The sequence below is a fragment of the Nocardia sp. GP40 genome, assembly GCF_050434125.1.
Lineage (GTDB): Bacteria > Actinomycetota > Actinomycetes > Mycobacteriales > Mycobacteriaceae > Nocardia > Nocardia albiluteola.
The window spans coordinates 612883-632807 of record NZ_JBNPVW010000002.1 but is presented as its reverse complement, the minus strand read 5'-3'; the positions used below and the strand labels follow the sequence as shown (position 1 = coordinate 632807).

Genomic DNA, 19925 nt, shown 5'->3' with positions numbered 1-19925 from the left:
GGGATCGCCCTAGACGTCCGAAGATTTTCCCGTACAGGCGCTACGGTGTACCGGCATGGACCCCGTGCGGAATCCGTATGCTCCCGGCGCCGGACAGCGCCCGCCCGAACTCGCGGGCCGCGCCAAGCAGCTCGACGCGTTCGACATCGTGCTCGAGCGAATCTCCCGGAGCCGGCCGGAACGCAGTGTGATGCTGACCGGCCTGCGCGGCGTGGGAAAGACCGTGCTGCTCAACCAGCTTCGCTCGGCCGCCCGCTCCCGAGACTGGGGCACAGGCAAATTGGAGGCCCGGCCCGAGCAGGAGCTGCGCCGTCCGCTCGCCTCGGCGCTGCACATGGCCGTGCGCTCGATCGCGGTGACGCATCGCAACCTGGAGATGGTCGACGACTTCCTGGGCATACTCAAGGCTTTCGCGCTGCGCTCCACCGCGGACAAGGGCATGCGGGAGCGCTGGCAGCCCGGCATCGACGTCCCCGCGGTCACCGGGCGCGCCGACTCCGGCGATATCGAGATCGACCTGGTGGAACTGCTGATGGAGGCGGCACAGGTGGCCCGCGAGATCGGCGTCGGCATCGCGATCTTCATCGACGAGATGCAGGATCTGTCCGCGCCGGACATCTCCGCGATCTGCGGGGCCTGCCACGAATTGAGTCAGGAGGCGGCGCCACTGATCGTGGTGGGCGCGGGGCTGCCACATCTGCCCGCGGTGCTCTCGGCCTCGAAGAGCTACTCCGAGCGGCTGTTCAGCTATCACCGCATCGATCGGCTCGACCGCGAATCGGCCGACCTGGCGCTCATCGCGCCCGCCGACCGCGAGCAGGTGAAATTTTCCCCGGAGGCGCTGGATTCGCTGTACCTCAAGGCCGACGGCTACCCGTATTTCGTGCAGGCCTACGGCAAGGCCACCTGGGATCTGGCCGCGCAGAGCCCGATCACGGCCGAGGATGTGGAGCTGGCCGCCCCCGCCGCGGAGGAGGAACTCGCGGTCGGCTTCTTCGGATCCCGCTACGAGCGGGCGACACCGGCCGAGCGCGAGTACATGCGCGCCATGGCCGAGTTGTCCGGCGACGACGGCCCGGTCGCGACCGCGGCCATCGCCAAGGAGCTGGGCCGCCGCCCCGCCTCCCTGTCGCCGGCCAGGGACGGGCTGATCAAGAAGGGCCTGATCTACTCCGCGGAGCGCGGCACCATCGGGTTCACGGTGCCGCACTTCGGGAAGTATCTCCGCAGCGTTGCTTAATTCTACAAATCTCCACAATCCCCTACCGGCTGGTAACAAACGCTCCTACACTCGAATGTGATTCCGGTCACGTCCGAGGAGGACATCATGGCGACCACTTCGAAAGTCGACGCCACCGAGGAGCAGGCCCGCGCGCTCGTCGAGGAATCTCGCGAAACCACGTGGGCCAAGCCATCCTTCGCGAAGGAACTGTTCCTGGGCCGGTTCCGGCTCGACCTGATCCATCCCTTCCCGAGCCCCTCGGCCCCGGACGAGGCCCGGATGGGGGAGTTCCTGGCCAAACTTCGCGCCTACTGCGAAACCATCGACAGCGGCCGGATCGAGGCCGAGTCGAAGATTCCCGCGGAGTACGTCGAGGGGCTGGCCGATCTCGGCTGCTTCGGGCTCAAGATCCCGCAAGATTATGGTGGACAAGGACTTTCGCAGGTCGGATACAACCGGGCGCTGATGATCGTCGGCTCCGCCCATCCCAGCCTGGGAGTACTGCTCTCGGCGCATCAGTCGATCGGCGTGCCCGAACCGCTCAAGCTGGCCGGCACCCCGGAGCAGAAGCGGGAATTCCTGCCGCGCTGCGCCCGCGGGGCGGTCAGCGCCTTCCTGCTCACCGAGCCCGACGTCGGCTCGGACCCCGCGCGCATGGCCAGCACCGCGACCCCGACCGCGGACGGCGAGGCCTACGAGCTCAACGGCGTCAAGCTGTGGACCACCAACGGCGTGGTGGCGGAACTGCTGGTCGTCATGGCGCGGGTCCCCAAGAGCGAGGGCCATCGCGGCGGCATCTCGGCATTCGTGGTGGAGGCCGATTCCCCTGGGATCACCGTGGAACGCCGCAACTCCTTCATGGGCCTGCACGGCATCGAGAACGGCGTCACCCGGATGCACAACGTGCGCGTGCCGCGGCGCAATCTGATCGGCCGCGAGGGCGAGGGCCTCAAGATCGCGCTCACCACCCTCAATGCCGGGCGCCTGGCGATCCCCGCGATGTGCACCGCCGCGGCCAAGTGGTCACTGAAGATCGGGCGCGAATGGGCCGTCAACCGCGTGCAGTGGGGGCGCCCGGTCGGTGAGCACGGCGCGGTCGCGGAGAAGCTGTCCTACATCGCCGCAACCACTTTCGCCCTCGAGGCGGCACTGGACCTGTCGGCGGCGATGTGCGACGAGGACCGCAACGACATTCGGATCGAGGCGGCACTGGCCAAACTGTGGGCCTCGGAGATGAGCTGTCGGATCGCGGACGAACTCGTACAGATCCGTGGCGGGCGCGGCTACGAGACCGCCGCCTCGCTGCGCGCCCGCGGCGAGCGTGCCGTCGGGGCCGAACAGTTGCTGCGCGATCTGCGCATCAACCGGATCTTCGAGGGCTCGAGCGAGATCATGCGGCTGCTGATCGCCCGCGAGATGGCCGATGCGCACATGGCCGCGGCCGGCGCGCTGGTCGATCGCAATGCCGAGTTCAAGGACAAGGCCAGGGCGGCGGTGGGCGCGAGCGGCTTCTACGCCAAGTGGTTCCCGCAGCTGGCCGTGGGGCCCGGCACGATGCCCGCGACATTCACCGAATTCGGGCCGCTGGCAAGGCATCTGCGCTTCGTCGAAAGGTCCTCGCGCAAGCAGGCCCGGGCGCTGATGTACGCGATGGGGCGCTGGCAGGCCAAACTCGAGTACCGCCAGGGCTTCCTGGGCCGCATCGTCGATATCGGCGCGGAGCTGTTCGCGATGTCGGCGGCCTGCGTGCGGGCGCAAGCACTACGCGCACAGGGTGATTCGCAGGCCGAGGCCGCACAGGAACTGGCCGACGTGTTCTGCCGCCAGTCCCGCGTCCGGGTGCGCGAGCTGTTCGACAAGCTGTGGGACAACACCGATGACGCCGATACCCGGCTGACCCGCGGCGTGCTCGACGGACGGTACAGCTGGCTCGAGGACGGCGTGATCGACCCGAGCGAGGGCACCGGCCCGTGGATCGCCGAATGGCAGATGGGCCCGTCCACGGAGACCAACCTGCTGACCCCCTTCCTGCCCTCGACCCGAAGCACCACGGCGACCTGACGCTCCGGCACCGACCGGAGAACCATCTCCGCCGGGGCGAAACCGTCGCTGTCGGTTGATCATCGGCACCGACGGGCCCGGCGGTGAATGGGGTCGTCGCCGCCTCGCGCCGATCCAGGCGTGCAACCGCCGTCGTCCGACGCGCACCCGGCGGGGATTCTTGCGGTGGATCCGCCGTCGCGATCGGTAAATATTCAGCAATCTAGATAATTTACTAGATTGTCGTATAAAGATCTGAGAACTCACGAGGCGGGCATCTATATCGATCTATAAGAGATCGGCTAGAAATTGGTAGAAACCCATCGGGAACCCTCCCTAATGACACCTGTAAGCGTCCGGCTCCACACCGGCCCGCCCGCAATCGACGCGCGGCGACAATCGCACAACATGTGCATAACGGCCGGTTAGAGCGGTTAACACGCCGGAAATATCTACCGACAACCGGGCAAGAGCGACTCTTACAGGAGGCGTTGTGTCCATACCAACAGGAGATGGCAAGTCGGCGGGTCCTGCGGAGCCCACGGGGCGGGTAGGACCTGTGCGCGCCGCCGACTACGACGGCCATCACATCACCGTCAGCGCGGACGACGGAACCCCGCTCGCCGTGCGCGAATTCGGCCCGTCCGACGCACCACTCACCGTCGTGTTCGTACACGGCCACTGCCTGCGCGCCGACTCCTGGTCCCTGGTGTGCGAACAGCTGCTCTCGCACGGGGAATGGTCCGGCGGCGGTGCGCGCATGGTGCGCTACGACCACCGCGGCCACGGCGCCTCCGGCGCGTCCGACCCGGCCGCCTACACCATCGATCAGCTCGGCCGGGATCTGGACGCGGTGCTGCGCGCGGTGGCCCCCGCGGGGCCGGTTGTCCTGGTGGGACATTCGATGGGCGCGATGGTCGTGCTCGCCTATGCCCGGCTGTTTCCCGCGGCGATCGGCACGCGCGTCGCCGGCATCGGCCTGATCGCCGCGGCGGCCGGCGGCATCGCCCACGTCGGGCTGGCCCGGTTCCTGAACCGGCACACCGTGACCTCGCTACAGGTCGCGGTGCGCCGGGCGCCGCGGGTCATGCAGGCGTCCAAGCGGTTCAGCCGTCACCTCTTCGAACCGATCATCCGCGAGGCAAGTTTCGGCACCCGGGCGGTGAGCCCGCGCATGCTCGCCCTCGCCACCACCATGATCAACGACACGCCGCTGCTGACCATGGCCTGCTTCCTGGATTCGCTGATCCGGTTCGACGAGAACTCGACGCTGCGGCTGCTGGCCGATCTGCCGACCCTGGTGCTGGCCGGTTCGGCCGACATCCTGATCCCGTTCGCACACTCGGTGGTGCTCGCCTCGCAGCTGTCGGGGGCCGAACTGGTCCGCCTCGACGGCGCGGGACACAGCGTGATCCTGGAGCGTCCACAGGAGGTAGCCGTCGCGGTCGTCGCCCTCGTCGAGCGTGCGCGGGGCGCGACGAGCGGACCGGGCACGGCACTGGCCGCGGCCGGATGACAAGGCGTTTCAGGCTCCGGACGAGCCAAGATGCCAAAGATCCGCTACTGTGTTGTAGATCACGATGTGCGGTCAGTCACAGGATCGCACACTCGGGCGGCGCAGCGCAGCGGTCGTCCACCACACGGGCTCGAGGAGGTTTCGATGACACGCAGCGATATTGCAGAGCTCCATACCGTCGTCAGCCAGCTGCAGAAGTGCATCGGCACGCTGCGGGACCACTACGGGAACGCCAATCCCGTGCGGCGTCTGGAAAACGACCTCGAGCGGCTGCTCCTCGACTCCGAAGACTTCGAGCAGGCGCCGCCACCGGAGATCACCTCACGCCGCGAGCAGGAGGTCATCTACGTGCCCGACAGCAAGTCCGACGAGGCGGCGTGGATGGGCGCACAGGACGAGGGCCTCGGCTTCCACTCCCGGCCTCGCACCAAATAGGTATCCAGCTTCGTAATCCCCTCGCGTAGTCCGGCCGGGCGCGTCGGTGCGTGTCCTTGGATGCGCGTGCCCTGGCCGGGCTTTGCCGTGTCGCCAAGCCCGATCCGCTTCTGCCGTCTACGCGTCGCCGCCCCACACGGCAGACTGTTCACCTGGGCCGCCGAGCCTGGGAACTGCCGAAGGGCCCGAGCGATGTTCCGCTCGCATCGCCGGGCTTGTTGCGACCGACCGGATCACCCCACTCGCGCGCGACGGCCGCCTCCGGCGCCCACTCGCCCAGCTACCGCATCGCCCACCCGCCGCCATTCGGATACGCCGAACACCCCTATCGGCGATGCCCGGCCGCTATCGATGCGGACGCTCCGCCCGCCCGTCGATCATGGTCCGCCGGGTTGTTGCTGGTGCGCGGGAGCGCGGCAAGGTAGTTCCGATACGAAACGCACCGATTCGAATCCGTGCCGAATGACCTTGTTGGCCAACCGAGTTCATTAGATTTGCTTAGGGTTCGCCCGCCTCCGGCACGCCCGGCCATGATCAGAAAATGTGGCGCAAATCATATGAATCGAGCCGGGTCGATATTCCTGAGACTCGTGACAGGCCATAGCGCAGGTGCCGTATGGTGCTCAGCATCACATTCGATGCCGGAGGTAACGATGACGTTCCACGGGGTAGATCAGCGAGGCATTCTGCTGTGAGCGAACTGGCAACACGTTCAGCTACCGATTCGGGCACGGGAGTCTTCAGCCGGGGCCGGGCACGAATCGCGGACCGCACACTGCGCACCGACCGTTGGTGGGTACCCCCGCTGGCGACGGTGCTCGGGCTGGCCGCATTCGTCATATACGCAACGGTCAGAGCCTTTGTGCGGACGGCCTATTGGGTCCCGGACTACCACTATCTGACGCCGTTCTATTCGCCGTGCATCAGCACCTCGTGCGCGCCGGGCGCCAGCCACTTCGGCCACTGGGTGGGCGCGCTGCCGAGCTGGATTCCGCTCGGCTTCCTGGCCCTGCCGTTCCTGCTGCTGTTCCGGTTGACCTGCTACTACTACCGCAAGGCCTACTACCGCTCGGTGTGGTTCTCCCCGCCGGCCTGCGCGGTGGCCGAGCCGCACGCGAAATACACCGGCGAGACCAAACTTCCGCTGATCATCCAGAACGCACACCGCTACTTCTTCTACATCGCGGTCATCGTCTCGCTGGTCAACACCTACGACGCGATCATGGCCTTCCACGGCAAGACCGGCGGATTCGGCTTCGGGCTGGGCAACATCATCCTGGTGGCCAACGTGATTCTGCTGTGGGCCTACACGCTCTCGTGCCACTCCTGCCGGCACATCGCGGGCGGGCGCCTGAAGCACTTCTCCGCGCATCCGGTGCGGTACTGGTTCTGGACCCAGGTGTCCAAGCTGAACACTCGTCACATGACGCTGGCGTGGACCACGCTGGGCACCCTCGCGCTGACCGACTTCTACGTCATGCTCGTGGCCAGCGGCACCCTCACGGACCTCCGGTTCGTCAACTGATCGCCGCAGTGGTCCCCTCACCATCCCCAAATCCCTGCCCTTACAGGAGTATTCGGTTCCATGCCTGAAGTCGAACGGCACAAGTACGACGTCGTGGTGATCGGTGCCGGCGGCGCCGGACTGCGCGCGGTGATCGAGGCGCGCGAACACGGCCTGTCAGTCGCGGTGGTGTGCAAGTCGCTGTTCGGCAAGGCGCACACCGTCATGGCCGAGGGCGGCTGCGCGGCGTCGATGGGCAACGCCAACGAGAAGGACAACTGGCAAACGCATTTCAAGGACACGATGCGTGGCGGGAAGTTCCTGAACAACTGGCGGATGGCCGAGCTGCACGCCCTCGAGGCCCCCGACCGGGTCTGGGAGCTGGAAACCTATGGGGCGCTGTTCGATCGGACGGCGGACGGGCGAATCAGCCAGCGCAACTTCGGCGGCCACACCTATCCGCGCCTGGCGCACGTCGGCGACCGCACCGGCCTCGAGATCATCCGCACCATGCAGCAGAAGATCGTCTCGCTGCAGCAGGAGGATTTCGCGGCCACCGGCGACTACGAGTCGCGCATCAAGGTTTTCGCCGAATGCACCATCTCCGACCTGATCAAGGACGGCGACCGGATCGCCGGGGCCTTCGGGTACTGGCGCGAATCGGGCAACTTCATCCTGTTCGAGACCCCTGCGGTGGTGCTGGCGACGGGCGGAATCGGCAAGTCCTACAAGGTGACCTCCAATTCCTGGGAGTACACCGGCGACGGGCACGCGCTGGCGCTGCGGGCCGGGGCGACGCTGATCAACATGGAGTTCCTGCAGTTCCATCCGACCGGAATGGTCTGGCCGCCGAGCGTGAAGGGCATCCTGGTCACCGAGGGTGTGCGCGGCGACGGCGGGGTGCTGAAGAACACCGAGGGCAAGCGGTTCATGTTCGACTACATTCCCGCGGTCTTCAAGGGGCAGTACGCCGAGACCGAGGAGGAGGCCGATCAGTGGTTGCGCGACAACGATTCCGCGCGCCGCACCCCGGACCTGCTCCCGCGTGACGAGGTGGCTCGCGCCATCAACGAGGAGGTCAAGGCGGGCCGCGGCACCCCGCACGGCGGCGTCTACCTCGATATCGCTTCCCGGCTGCCCGCCGAGGAGATCCTCAGGCGGCTGCCCTCGATGCACCATCAGTTCAAAGAGCTTGCGGACGTGGACATCACGAGCGAGCCGATGGAGGTCGGGCCGACCTGCCACTACGTCATGGGCGGTATCGAGGTGGACCCGGACACCGGGGCCGCGGCGGTGCCCGGATTGTTCGCTGCCGGTGAATGTTCCGGCGGCATGCACGGATCCAACCGGCTCGGCGGCAACTCGCTGTCGGACCTGCTGGTCTTCGGCCGCCGCGCGGGCCTGGGCGCGGCCTCCTACGTCGAGGGGCTCGCCGATCGTCCCGCGGTGTCCGAGGCCGATATCGAGATGGCCGAGAAAACCGCGCTGGCGCCGTTCGATCCGCCCGCCGACGGCGCGGCCGAGAACCCGTACACCCTGCACTCCGACATGCAGCAGACCATGAACGATCTGGTCGGCATCATCCGCAAGGAACACGAGCTGCAGGAGGCCATCGAGAAGCTCGGCGAGCTGCGCGAGCGCTTCGACCACGTCACCGTGCAGGGCAAGCGGGCGTTCAACCCGGGCTGGCACCTGGCGCTGGATCTGCGAAACATGTTGCTGGTCAGCGAATGTGTGGCCCACGCGGCGCTGCTGCGCACCGAGAGCCGGGGCGGGCACACCCGCGACGATCATCCGAAGATGGACGCGGACTGGCGCAATACGCTGCTGGTCTGCCGAGTCGATCCGGACGGGGTGGGCCAGACCGTGCCCGCGGTCACCGTCACCATCGAGCCGCAGCAGCCGATGCGCGAGGAGCTGCTCGCGCTATTCGACCTCGGCGAACTCGAGAAGTATTACACCCCTGCAGAACTCGTCGATCATCCGGCGGCAGCAGAATCCTCCGTGAAAGGGGATGCGTAGCAATGGGTTACGACGCCCAATTCCGAGTATGGCGCGGCGACACCGAGGGTGGCGCCCTGGCGGACTTCACCGTCGAGGTGAACGAGGGCGAGGTCGTGCTCGACATCATCCACCGTCTGCAGGCCACCCAGGCGCCCGATCTGGCCGTGCGCTGGAACTGCAAGGCGGGCAAGTGCGGATCCTGTTCGGCCGAGGTCAACGGCCGCCCGCGGCTGCTGTGCATGACGCGCATGTCCACCTTCACCCGGGAGGAGGTCGTGACGGTGACCCCGATGCGCACCTTCCCGGTGATCCGCGATCTGGTGACCGACGTGTCGTTCAACTATCAGAAGGCCCGGGAGATCCCGTCGTTCACCCCACCGGCCGACCTGAAGCCCGGTGACTACCGGATGCAGCAGGTCGACGTGGAGCGGTCGCAGGAGTTCCGCAAGTGCATCGAGTGCTTCCTGTGCCAGAACACCTGTCACGTGGTGCGCGATCACGAGGACAACAAGGCCGCCTTCTCGGGCCCGCGGTATCTGATGCGGGTCGCGGAGCTGGAAATGCACCCGCTGGATGTGGCCGATCGTCGTGATATGGCGCAGGACGAATTCGGTCTGGGCCTCTGCAATATCACCAAGTGCTGCACCGATGTGTGCCCGGAACATATCAAGATCACCGACAACGCCCTGATTCCGATGAAGGAACGGGTCGCCGACCGGAAATACGATCCGATCGCCTGGCTGGGCAACAAGCTCTTCCGGCGGTAGCCGGACACCACACTGCCCCGTCCCGATGGTCGATCGGGACGGGGCAGTGTGGTGTTCGGTGGGAATGCTTTACGGCAGGGCCCTGGCCTGGGAATCAGCCTCGCGGCGTGGGCCCGCGGCGGGCTAGAGCTGGGTGACCACCCCGACGGCCACGCCCGCGACGAGCAGGCCGATGAGCAACGCCGAAAACACCGCCCCGGTCAGTGTGTACACACCGCCGGCCGATACCGCGAACAGCATTCCCACAATCAGGCGTTCCACCCAATCGCCGGGCAACGGCTTGCGGTACCGCGGAGTATTTTTCAGCCCTCGGTCCACATATAGGGCTTACCCATAACAGACATTGGCAAACATGGTTTCGTTGCACAACGGCCACCGTTTCGTGATCATCACCGCCACTCGGGCCGAACAGCGAATATTCGGCCACGCCGATGGCACCCCGGGCGGGTCCGCGCCCGGATGCCGGACCCGCCCAGCGTGCGGCGATCAGTGGTCGAAGCGCCCGCCGCACACCGCCGAGGTGAACGACGCCCAGTCGTCCGGGCCGAAGATCAGCGCCGGACCGCCCGGATTCTTGCTGTCCCGGATGCCGACCCGCCCGGTGCCTAGAAAAGCGACCTCGACGCACTCCTTGCCCGCGCCGCTACGACTGCTCTTGAACCACCGAGCGCCGTCCAGCTCTGTGCTCATCCTCTCGTCCTTTCCGGCGCGAGCGCGGTTCGCACAGCGCGGGACCCCACTCATGCCATGTATTCCTTCGCGATCTGCCGAAGCAGTTGCCTGCTGCTGTCAACGTCCAACGCGCTGCGCTGCAGAGCCTCGTGCGCCTGTCGATACCGACACACGTCGGCTTTCCTCTCGAGATACAGGTCTCCGGTGAAACCCTCCACGTACACCACGGGAGGCTCCACCGGCTGCCCCTTGCTGTCGGTACCGAACTCGAGAATTACGAACGGGCCTGGCGAAAGCCCCAGGGGGACACCGGCTGCGAAGGGCAAGATGCGCAGCGTGACATTGTCCCGAGTACTGATGTCGGCCAAGTGCCGAAGCTGCGCCGCCATCACCCTTGCACTTCCGACGACGCGGCGCAACACGGACTCGTCCAGCACCACGTTCAGGGTTGCCGGGTGATTTCTGCGAGTTATCAAGGCCTGCCGCTGAAGTCGCAGCTGGACCCGCCGCTCCAGCTCCGCCTCGGTGTCCCCGGGATAGCCCAGGCCGTTCAGCGCACGGGCGTATTCGGCGATCTGCAGCAGGCCCGGAACCAGTTCAGACTGGTGGGAGGTCAGGCGCTGCGCCGATGCCTCCAAACCCACGAAGACATCGAAGTTTTCGGGGATCAGGTCACCGTAGGCGTGCCACCAGCTCTTCACCGCGGCCTGCTGGGCCAGGCCCTTGAGTCCCTCGGCGAATTCCTCCGGGATGCCGTAGATGCGGCAAAGTTCCTGAATGTCTATGGTGCGTATGCGATCTGCCTGTCCCTTCTCCAGGCGCTGCAGCGTGCTAGCGCCCCACTCCATCAGCCGCGCCGCCTCCGCGATGGTCTGACCCGACTGAGTTCGCCAGTCCCGCAGGTGTCTTCCGAGCTGGCGTCTCGGCAGGGTCGACGACGAGGTGTTGTCGGCACTCGTTTCGGAACTTTCAGGCACAGCACACTCCGTTCCATTCGGATGCCGCCGGCATCAAGCACTGGCCGGGGGAGAGTGGAGCCCCCTTGCGCGCTCCCCGCCCCGGCCTCCGTCGCATCGACAGGGGGCCTCTCGTCCACTATGGAGAATCTTCCTCCCCCAGATGGATTCGCTGCTGGACATTCGCCCGAATTCGCCATGGATATCCAATCCGGGCGCGTCCCTACGGCGATTGGCGGATGCTGGATGTGTGCTCGGAGTTAACATCTCTGGTACACGCGCTCTGTGGACGGCGCGATCTCGAAACCTCCGGGCACCATCAGGATTCGCACGCAGGAACGAGGAGTCATGGCAGTACACGTCATCGGGTCGTCGTTGATGACCAGCGACCGCACCCCCCACAGGGCCCGCAGCGTCGGGCAGGAGGGCTGGGTGGTCTCGTATCTGCCCGGCCGGACCCTGACCTGTGCACAGGCGGTGGCCGCATTGCAGGTTGCCGAAGCGGTGCCCCCACTGCTCGATTCGGTCGGGGGTCTGGCGACCAAGGTGGGACTGACGCTCCTGGAAGCACTCGGCATGGCAATCCATCAGCAGCCCTGGGACGACCAGCCGCCACCGCGACGACGCGGACAACAACGCGAGGGAGCCCTGTCGTGCAGCTGACCAACCTGAACATGCCCGTGGCGGGACTACTACGTTGCGGGGTCGATCCGGGCATCATGACCGTCGAACAGGCCCACGCCGCAATGCAATTGCACCTGGAGTGCTCGGTCGACCTGTGCCGGGTGCGCCGCCGAGCCCGCGCCGTCCTGGTCGAAGAGGGCCGCTGCGTACTCGACGAGCGGGCCCTGCCGTGAACACCCCGGCGGTCAGAGGGGCCGTTACCAGCCGCACCGGCGCCCGGCGGGCAGACGCGCCCGCGCGCCACACTCCCGCCCCCGGCCGGAAGGGCGCCACGCTGTATCTGGTCGCGCCGGCGGCCCGCAGGCCGACCCGCCATTGCGCCCCGGTGCCCCGCACGCTGTTCCGGGGCCGCCCGGCGCATGTGCCGCTCAACGGCTACGACCGCTTCTTGTTCTGGGTTGCGGGTTCAATGCTGCGACTACGCACGGCGATGGTCGGTGAGCGGGTCCTGTCGGAGCACTGCGCGCATTAGGGCCCAGGCACATCCGCCGGGCGGAAAGGGGTTGACGCCCGGCGGGCCTGGGTAGCGGCGAATCACGACGATGACCAGGGCCGACACGGTGAAGATTCGCCGCCGGCCGCGGGCCGCCGACGCACACCGCGATTCGGATCGGATATCGCTCCTGCGCCCTGGCACCTATTCTCTTCGGTACGGGGCGGGTCCATCGCACAGGGTTCCTGCTCGAGTGAGAGGAACCGCATGGCGCGCCGCAACCAGTCCGACGCCGAGGGATGGGCACCCCCGGGCGGTCCGTGGCCGGTTGCCGAGTCGCAGACTCGCGGCGTGCAGGCCCCTACCGCACAGGATCGGCATTGGCAGCCCGTGGATCTGCCCGTCCAGGCGCCCGCCGCGGATCCCTGGGACACGGTATTGAACAGTCCGATGCAGGCGCCCGCCGCGGAGCCGTGGGAGGATCGGCGTCCGGATGAGCGCTACGTCAATGGACAGCGCGCTGCATCCGCCGCGCGAAACGGCGCCCCCGCCAACGGACGAGCTCCAGGTCTACCCGATCCGATATCGGACGGGGGCTATTCCAATGGACAGGCCGTCCGGAACGCGCCGTCCGGGGTCGAGGGTGTCTACCCGACCGCGCAGACTCGCCGATTACCGGCCTCCCCTACGGAAGCCGGCCACGCCAACGGGAACGCTCACCGGCTACCGGCTTCGCCATCGGAAACCAACGGCGCCAACGGACATGCGCCCCGACTACCCGCGTCACCGCCGGAATCCAACTACGCCAACGGACAAGCCTTCCGACTGCCCGCTTCTCCGTCAGAAGCCAACCGCACCAACGGACATGCGCCCCGATTACCGGCCGCCCCGTCGGAAGCCGACTCCACCAATGGGAACGCTCCCCGACTACCCGCCTCGCCGTCAGAGGCCAACTACGCCAACGGCCGGACAGCCCGGCTCTCTCCCGCCCCGACGGAAGCCGACTACAGCAACGGGTACACCGCGCGACTGTCCCCCTCCCCATCGGAAGTCGGCTACACCAACGGGCATACGGCCCGGCTATCCCCGTCGGAAGACGACAGCAACCGGTATACCGCCCGCCTGTCTTCCTCCCCTTCTGAAGCCGGATACGCCAACGGCCAGGTCGGCCGGGCGCCGGACGACTGGTCCGGTAACGGACAGGCGCTTCGACTGCCCGAGCCGACCACGAACTATGCCAACGGACAGTCCCACCGACCACCAACCGACCGCGGCCACCCCAACGGACAGCCGGTCCGGCCGACCGCACCCGCACCCGACCGTGACTACATCAACGGACAGTCCACCCGACTACCCGCACCCGACCGCGGGTACCCCGGTGGACAGCCGATCCGCTCGTCCGCACCGGCCCCGGACTACGACGACATACAGACGCACCGACTACCAGCCGCCGTGGCGGAACCGGTCTCCGACAGCGGACACCAGACACACCGTTCGACTCCCGCGATAGAGAAGGCCTATGACACCGGACAATCCCGCCGAAACCCGGTTTCCGAACTCGAAGAGTCCTATGACAGTGCGGCAGACGAGCCGGTGGCTCCCGCGGCGGAACAGCCGCACGACACCGGCGCGCACCGGCAGGTGGTCGAGGTGACCGAAAGGCTGTACGACACCGGACAATCCCGCCGGGGCGCGGCCGCCGAGGAGGAGGCATACGAGACCGGCACCGTGCGGCGGCGCCCGCACGCGTCCGAGGAGGACGAGTCGTACGAGTCGAGGAGCCGCCGGCGGTCCGGGCGGGTGCGGGTCGAGGCGCCGCCGATCGTCAATCCGTATTCGATCGTCGCGCTGGTCGGCGCGCTGCTGGGATTGTTCCCGGTGGCGATCGTGTTCGGGCTCATCTCCTTCGGCCATCCGCGCGGCCGCATCATGGCACTGTTCGCGATGATGATGGGCGTCGCGGAGGTGATGATCGTCGGCGGGCTGCTGGTCATGTCCGGATTCACGGTGCCGCACAACCCGTTCCATACGCAGGCGGCCTCGGGTACCCCCACGGTCGCGCCGGCGACGCAGAGCGCCGCGCTCGCACCGTCGACCGCGCCGGTCACCGCCGCACCGGTCACCACGACCACGACGGCCGCATCCAACAGCGCGCCGGTCGGCGTCGTCCAGGGCGAGACGTGCACCGCCGCACAGGCCGCACTCATCGGCACCGCGGCCGACAGCAGCACCCTGTTGTGCCTGCAGGGCAGCGGCGGTTACCGCTGGACCGGGCCGTACAACGTCTCGACCGCCGTGTACACCAACGGCACCGCCTGCACCCCGGCCACCGACAAGAGCGCGCGGACCTCCGACGGCCGCGCCCTGGTCTGCCAGGGCAGCGGCCACAGCGCCGTCTGGACGCTGTGGACCTCGTGAGTTCCCCGGTTGTGAACTGATACCTACTCTCCGGTTCGTATGCTGCTCAGTGGACTGGCCCACAGCAGACGACAGGAGCACACCACCATGGCCGATAAAGTTGCCGTAGTTTCCGGAGCCGCCCGCGGGATCGGCGCCGCGGTCGCCAAGCGCCTGGCCGCCGACGGGCTGGCCGTGGGCGTGCTCGACCTCGATGCGGCGCACTGTGCCGACACCGTCGCGGCCATCACCGATGCGGGCGGGAAGGCGGTGGCGCTGGGCGCGGACGTGTCCAACGAGGCCTCGGTGGCCGCGGCCGTCGAGGAACTGGCCGGCTCGCTGGGCGGGCCGACCGTGGTGGTCAACAACGCGGGCATCCTGCGCGACAATCTGCTGTTCAAAATGAGCGTCGATGACTGGGACGCGGTGATGGGCGTGCACCTGCGCGGCGCCTTCCTGCTCACCCGCGCGGTGCAGTCCTACATGGTGGAGGCGAAGTGGGGCCGCATCGTGAACCTGTCGAGCACCTCGGCGCTGGGCAACCGCGGGCAGGCCAACTACTCCGCGGCCAAGGCGGGCATGCAGGGATTCACCAAAACCCTCGCGTTCGAACTGGGTAAGTTCGGCGTCACCGCCAATGCCATCGCCCCGGGCTTCATCGTCACCGATATGACCGCCGCGACCGCCGCGCGGGTTGGCGTCGGATTCGAGGACTTCCAGAAGGCCGCCGCCGCTCAGATCCCGGTCCAGCGGGTCGGACGTCCCGAGGATATCGCGCACACGGCATCGTTCCTGGTGAGCGAGGGCGCGGGCTTCGTCTCGGGGCAGGTCATCTACGTCGCGGGCGGGCCCACCAACTGATCCGCCGTCCCTCCGCTCGCGGTCTCGGCCGCCTGGATGACCTACAGGTACGCCGACGGCCAGGTCCGGATTCTCCGACGGGAAGCCGCACCGGGGTAGATCGCATCGGGCGGGCTGAAGTCGACCGGCAGCACTGCGCGCGCAGTCACCCGCCGTGCGATCGATCCTCACCCGCTGATCGGCGGAAATCCATGATCGATCGGGAGGATGTCGGCGTGCGCCCCATCGGGTCGCGCCCCGGGATCAACCAACAGCGATGTCCGAGGGCCAATTCAGCGAGAGCGGGACAGACCGCGTGCGGCTCACCAATCGCGGCGATGTGCACCGTCAGCGCGAGGCACACAACACACCTCGCCGACGGTGGTAAGCGAGCGCGGCGGTGCACGGGTAGGTTCGCACGGTGTGAACCGACGTGAGATGCGTCGTGCGCTGACAAGTTATGCGCTGCTGCTGCCGAGCCTGGTCGGGGTCGGCTGTTTTCTGCTGCTGCCGATCGCGGTCGTGGCCTGGCTGAGCCTGCACAGCTGGAATCTGCTGGGGCCCATGCGGTTCGTGGGCCTGCGCAATTGGCGTGCGGTACTGGGTGATCGGGATTTCGGGCATGCGCTGCTGGTGACGCTGGCGCTGGCGGTCATCGTGGTGCCGGTGCAGACCGTGCTCGGCTTCGCCGTCGCCGCGCCCCTGGCCCGGCGGCGCGGCGGGACGGCGCTGCGGGTGGTCTTCGCGTTGCCGTGGATGTGCGCGCCGGTCGCGGTGGGCGTGGTGTGGCAGTGGCTCTTCGCGCCGACCGGCGGTGCGATCGATGCGCTGCTGGGGCGCCGGATCGAGTGGCTGTCCGATCCGGCCCTGGCGCTGCCCTCGGTTGCCGCGGTGAGCATCTGGTCGAATTTCGGCTATGTGGCGCTGTTCTTCGTGGCCGGGCTGCGGGCCATTCCGCAGGAGATCCTGGACGCGGGCGCGCTGGACGGGGCGAGCGGGTGGCGGCGGATCCGCTGGGTGCTGCTGCCGCTGCTGCGACCGACCATGTTCTTCGTCCTGGTCACAGGGGTTCTCACCGCATTCCAGACCTTCGATTCGGTGTATGCGCTGACCCGGGGCGGGCCCGGGAACCACACCGATGTGGTGGCGATGCGGATCTTTTCCGAGGCCTTCGACGCGGCGCGGCCGGGGCGGGCGGCGGTGATGGCGATCGTGGTGTTCGTGGTGATGTTCGCGATCACGCTGGCGCAGCACCGGTACTTCCGGAATCGGACCGCGTATGAGTTCTGAGACCGCGCCCGGTTCGGTGCGTGAGTGTCGCGCCCGCTCCGAACGAATCACCGCCCCAGGCCTTTTCCGCACCGGCGCGGTATATCTGCTGCTCTTGTGCGGCGCGTTGCTCACGGTGGCACCACTCGTGCTCAGCGCGCTCACCGCGATCAAGACACCCGGGCAATTCGCGAACGAGTCCGCGCTGGCTCTGCCGGATCCGCCGACCTGGGACAACTTCTCGACGGTGCTGCAGCATGGACTCGGCCGGGCGGTACTGGTCACCGCGCTGATGACGGTATTCATCACCGGGGGACAGCTGTTCACCTCGATCCTGGCCGCATACGCGTTCGCCCGCACCAAATTTCCCGGCCGCGAGGCGCTGTTCTGGGTCTATCTCGGCACCATGATGGTGCCCTCGATGGTCACCCTCATCCCGCTGTACCTGATGTTCGCGAAGCTGCACTGGCTGAATACGTTCTGGGCGTTGATTCTTCCGTTCGTGCTGGCCTCCCCGTACGCAATCTTCCTGTTGCGCCAGTACTTCCGCGGGATCCCGGAGGAATTGCTCGGCGCCGCACGGCTGGACGGTGCGAACACGCTGGACATCCTCGTCCACGTGATGGTCCCGATGAGCCGCCCGATCCTCGCCACGCTCGCGCTGATAACCATCGTGTCGCAGTGGAACAACTTCATGTGGCCGCTGGTGGCCTCGAGCGGGGACACCTGGCGGGTGCTGACCGTCTCCACCGCGAGCCTGCAGACCCGGTACAACGCCCAGTGGACCCTGGTGATGGCCGCGACCACGCTGGCGATCGTGCCGCTGGTACTGCTGTTCGTGGTGTTCCAGCGACAGGTGCTGCGGTCGATCGCGTGGACGGGGCTGAAATGAAGACCTCGACACGAGTCGTCCTGGGCCTGGCGCTCAGCGTCGCACTGCTCGTCGCGGCGGCGTTGTGGCTCGGGCACAGCGGCGACGGATCGGGCCGCACGGTGCTGCGCATGCGGATCTGGGATCAGAGTTTCGTTCCCGCGTACCGGGCCTCGCTCGATGCCTTCCAGCGCGCGAATCCGGACGTGGAAGTGCGGATCACGGTGGTGCCGTGGGCCAACTACCAGGAGAAGCTGCGGCTGGACGTGGCCGGGGGCACCGCCGACGACGTGTACTGGTCGAACCTGTACGAGGACTACGCCGACGCGGGCCGGCTCATGGACATCGGCGCGCTGCTGGGCCCGAATGCCGCGCGGGCCTGGGATCCGGCCGCCGTGGCGCAGTACACCCGCCGCGGAAAGCTCTGGGCGATACCGCAATTCGTGGACGGCGGCACGGCGGTGTACTACAACCGGGACCTGCTCGCGGCCGCACACGTCGACCCGGACGAATTGTCCACGCTGCGCTGGGGTCCCGCGGCGCAGGACACCTTCACCCCGCTGCTGCGGCGGCTGGCGGCCGTTGCGCCGTGGCCGTACAACGCCGCCAACGATTTCCAGTCGATCATGCTGCCGTTCCTGGGTTCGGCCGGTGGGCGTCTACAGGGGCCGGACCAGCGATTCGTCTTCGACAGCCCCGAGGGTGCCCAGGCCTTCGACTATCTGGTGCGGCTGATCGCCGAGCACCTCTCGCCTTCGGCGGCCGACACCAACGACAACACCGATTTCACCAGAAATGCCTTCCTACAGGGGAAGCTGGCGCTGTTCCAGTCCGGGACGTACAACCTCGCGCAGATCGCCCAGCAGGCGAAGTTCGCATGGGGAGTGGCGATGATCCCGCAGGGTCCGGCAGGGCGGGTCAGCACCGACAACGCGATCGGCGTCGTGGCCAGTGCCGCGACGCCACACCCCGAGGCGGTCCGCCGGCTGCTGGCCTGGCTCGGCGGCGCGCAGAGTCAGGCCTACCTCGCCCGGGACGGCGCGAGCATTCCCGCCGTCGTCGCCGACCAGGGCATCTATCGAGATTACTGGGCCCACAAAGGAATCGATGTCTCGCCCTTCTTCGATGTGTTGCGCGGTCCCCGCATCCCCAGCGGCGGCGGACCGGGGTTCCCGGCCGCCTTCGACGTGCTCACCCAGGGACTGTCGGAGATGTTTCTGGGCCGGATCCCGGTGCCCGAAGCCCTGTCTCGCACCGAGGCCGCCGCGAACGCGGCGATGGATCAGCGCTAGCCCGGTCAGATGCGGGTGATGTCGACCAGCGGGGTGCGGGGGCCGAACTTGGGCTTGTGCGCCTGACCGGAGATCTCCAGCAGCCGCACGGCCCGGTAGCGGTGCGGGCGAAGGGGTTCGAGGTATTCGACCATCGCGTCGTCGTCGATCGGGTGGCCCAGCAGGGTCCAGCCGATGGTCGCGGCCAGATGGAAATCGCCGACCGACAGGGCATCCGAGTCGCCGAGGGCACGCTGGGCGGTCTCCGCGGCGGTCCACACGCCGATGCCCGGAACCGTACGCAGGCGTTGGGCGGCGGCGGCGGGATCCATCGTCGCGGCCTGTTCGAGCTTGTCGGCCATCCGCGCCGCCAGCACGATGGTCCGAGAGCGCTGTGGATCGACATTGGCGCGGTGGTAGTCCCAGGACGGGATGCGCCGCCAGGTCTGCGCATGCGGCGGCACCCGCATCGGGACGGGGGTGGGGCCCGGGGCCGGATCGCCGAATTTCCACACCAGCCGGCGCCACGACGCCCGCGCGGACGCGGTGTGCACGCGCTGTTCGAGGACCGCGGGCGCCAGCGCCTCGAAGATCAGGCCGGTGCGCAGCATCCGCAGGCCCGGGTGGCGCCGGTGCGCCTCGGCGATCTTCGGATGCACCGGGGCGAAGTCCGCGACGTCCTCGTCGAGGCAGAGCATCCCCGGCAGCCGGTCGACCAGTTCCGCCGCACCCGGACCCCAGGCCTGAGCCGTCACCGCCCGCGGCCCGGCCTGGGCCAGTCGGTAGGTGACCGGGCCGGTCGGCAGCCTCGAGGCCCGCCAGTGTGCCCCATCGCGCGCGACGGTGTGACAGGGATCACCGTGGCCGCGCCGCAGCGGCGCAACGGTGTTGGCGAGATCGATCGGGCGCTCGGCGGTCACCGTCCGCGCGGCATCGATCCTCGTATCCACCGGGACATTGTGCGCCGGGCGCGGATCGGCCACGATGCCGCCCCGTCCGTCCCGGGATCCGCGGCGCCGGATCCTGCTCCCGGGGCGGGGAACC

19 protein-coding genes are annotated in these 19925 nt (G+C 67.7%); 15 read left to right on the top strand and 4 right to left on the bottom strand.

The window, feature by feature from the left end; all coding sequences use genetic code 11:
• Positions 1-55: 55 nt before the first annotated feature.
• From ABH933_RS07485 to ABH933_RS07455, 7 genes are all read left to right on the top strand, one after another.
• On the top strand, positions 56-1240 hold the full coding sequence (locus ABH933_RS07485) for an ATP-binding protein (RefSeq protein WP_215914912.1): 1185 nt from the start codon (positions 56-58) through the stop codon (positions 1238-1240).
• An 87-nt stretch (positions 1241-1327) separates the two neighbouring features.
• Entirely contained in the window at positions 1328-3283 is a 1956-nt protein-coding gene (locus ABH933_RS07480; RefSeq protein WP_429418611.1) for an acyl-CoA dehydrogenase family protein, read from the top strand.
• Between the two features lie 538 nt (positions 3284-3821).
• The gene (locus ABH933_RS07475) at positions 3822-4778 is read left to right on the top strand and encodes an alpha/beta fold hydrolase (RefSeq protein WP_429419224.1); all 957 of its coding nucleotides are present in this window, start codon (positions 3822-3824) and stop codon (positions 4776-4778) included.
• 144 nt (positions 4779-4922) lie between these two features.
• Positions 4923-5213, top strand: coding sequence for a hypothetical protein (locus ABH933_RS07470; protein WP_429418609.1), 291 nt, complete (start codon positions 4923-4925; stop codon positions 5211-5213).
• A gap of 700 nt (positions 5214-5913) precedes the next feature.
• On the top strand, positions 5914-6738 hold the full coding sequence (locus ABH933_RS07465) for a hypothetical protein (protein WP_215915832.1): 825 nt from the start codon (positions 5914-5916) through the stop codon (positions 6736-6738).
• A 60-nt stretch (positions 6739-6798) separates the two neighbouring features.
• On the top strand, positions 6799-8739 hold the full coding sequence (locus ABH933_RS07460; protein WP_429418607.1) for a fumarate reductase/succinate dehydrogenase flavoprotein subunit: 1941 nt from the start codon (positions 6799-6801) through the stop codon (positions 8737-8739).
• A 2-nt stretch (positions 8740-8741) separates the two neighbouring features.
• On the top strand, positions 8742-9488 hold the full coding sequence (locus ABH933_RS07455; protein WP_429418605.1) for a succinate dehydrogenase/fumarate reductase iron-sulfur subunit: 747 nt from the start codon (positions 8742-8744) through the stop codon (positions 9486-9488).
• 123 nt (positions 9489-9611) lie between these two features.
• On the opposite strand, the gene ABH933_RS07450 is transcribed toward ABH933_RS07455, so the two are convergent.
• The 3 genes from ABH933_RS07450 to ABH933_RS07440 form a co-directional block, all read right to left on the bottom strand.
• Positions 9612-9806: a hypothetical protein gene (locus ABH933_RS07450; protein ID WP_215914917.1), complete on the bottom strand. Its 195-nt coding sequence runs from the start codon at positions 9804-9806 to the stop codon at positions 9612-9614.
• A 168-nt stretch (positions 9807-9974) separates the two neighbouring features.
• Positions 9975-10178, bottom strand: coding sequence for a DUF397 domain-containing protein (locus tag ABH933_RS07445; protein WP_429418603.1), 204 nt, complete (start codon positions 10176-10178; stop codon positions 9975-9977).
• 50 nt (positions 10179-10228) lie between these two features.
• Positions 10229-11137 carry a helix-turn-helix domain-containing protein gene (locus tag ABH933_RS07440; RefSeq protein WP_429418601.1) on the bottom strand — a complete coding sequence of 303 codons (909 nt, stop codon included), beginning with the start codon at positions 11135-11137 and terminating at the stop codon, positions 10229-10231.
• Positions 11138-11464: 327 nt separating this feature from the next.
• Here ABH933_RS07440 and ABH933_RS07435 point away from each other — a divergent pair, with 327 nt between their 5' ends.
• From ABH933_RS07435 to ABH933_RS07400, 8 genes are all read left to right on the top strand, one after another.
• Complete coding sequence (locus ABH933_RS07435) at positions 11465-11779, top strand: hypothetical protein (protein ID WP_215914920.1); 315 nt, start codon at positions 11465-11467, stop codon at positions 11777-11779.
• Entirely contained in the window at positions 11770-11973 is a 204-nt protein-coding gene (locus ABH933_RS07430; protein ID WP_308166186.1) for a hypothetical protein, read from the top strand. Before ABH933_RS07435 ends, ABH933_RS07430 begins: the two co-directional genes overlap by 10 nt.
• Entirely contained in the window at positions 11970-12272 is a 303-nt protein-coding gene (locus ABH933_RS07425) for a hypothetical protein (protein ID WP_429418599.1), read from the top strand. The genes ABH933_RS07430 and ABH933_RS07425 overlap by 4 nt, the downstream gene beginning before the upstream one ends.
• 228 nt (positions 12273-12500) lie before the next feature.
• The gene (locus ABH933_RS07420; RefSeq protein ID WP_429418597.1) at positions 12501-14651 is read left to right on the top strand and encodes a hypothetical protein; all 2151 of its coding nucleotides are present in this window, start codon (positions 12501-12503) and stop codon (positions 14649-14651) included.
• 87 nt (positions 14652-14738) lie between these two features.
• Positions 14739-15491 (top strand): SDR family oxidoreductase, encoded by a 753-nt coding sequence (locus ABH933_RS07415; protein ID WP_215914923.1) that lies wholly within the window; start codon positions 14739-14741, stop codon positions 15489-15491.
• A 417-nt stretch (positions 15492-15908) separates the two neighbouring features.
• Positions 15909-16760 carry a carbohydrate ABC transporter permease gene (locus ABH933_RS07410; protein ID WP_429419222.1) on the top strand — a complete coding sequence of 284 codons (852 nt, stop codon included), beginning with the start codon at positions 15909-15911 and terminating at the stop codon, positions 16758-16760.
• Between the two features lie 46 nt (positions 16761-16806).
• Positions 16807-17631 carry a carbohydrate ABC transporter permease gene (locus ABH933_RS07405; RefSeq protein ID WP_429419219.1) on the top strand — a complete coding sequence of 275 codons (825 nt, stop codon included), beginning with the start codon at positions 16807-16809 and terminating at the stop codon, positions 17629-17631.
• Positions 17628-18902 (top strand): ABC transporter substrate-binding protein, encoded by a 1275-nt coding sequence (locus tag ABH933_RS07400; RefSeq protein ID WP_429418595.1) that lies wholly within the window; start codon positions 17628-17630, stop codon positions 18900-18902. The genes ABH933_RS07405 and ABH933_RS07400 overlap by 4 nt, the downstream gene beginning before the upstream one ends.
• A 5-nt stretch (positions 18903-18907) precedes the next feature.
• On the opposite strand, the gene ABH933_RS07395 is transcribed toward ABH933_RS07400, so the two are convergent.
• A complete protein-coding gene (locus ABH933_RS07395; protein ID WP_429418593.1) occupies positions 18908-19831 on the bottom strand; it encodes a DNA-3-methyladenine glycosylase family protein in 924 nt (307 codons plus the stop codon).
• Positions 19832-19925 lie beyond the last annotated feature (94 nt).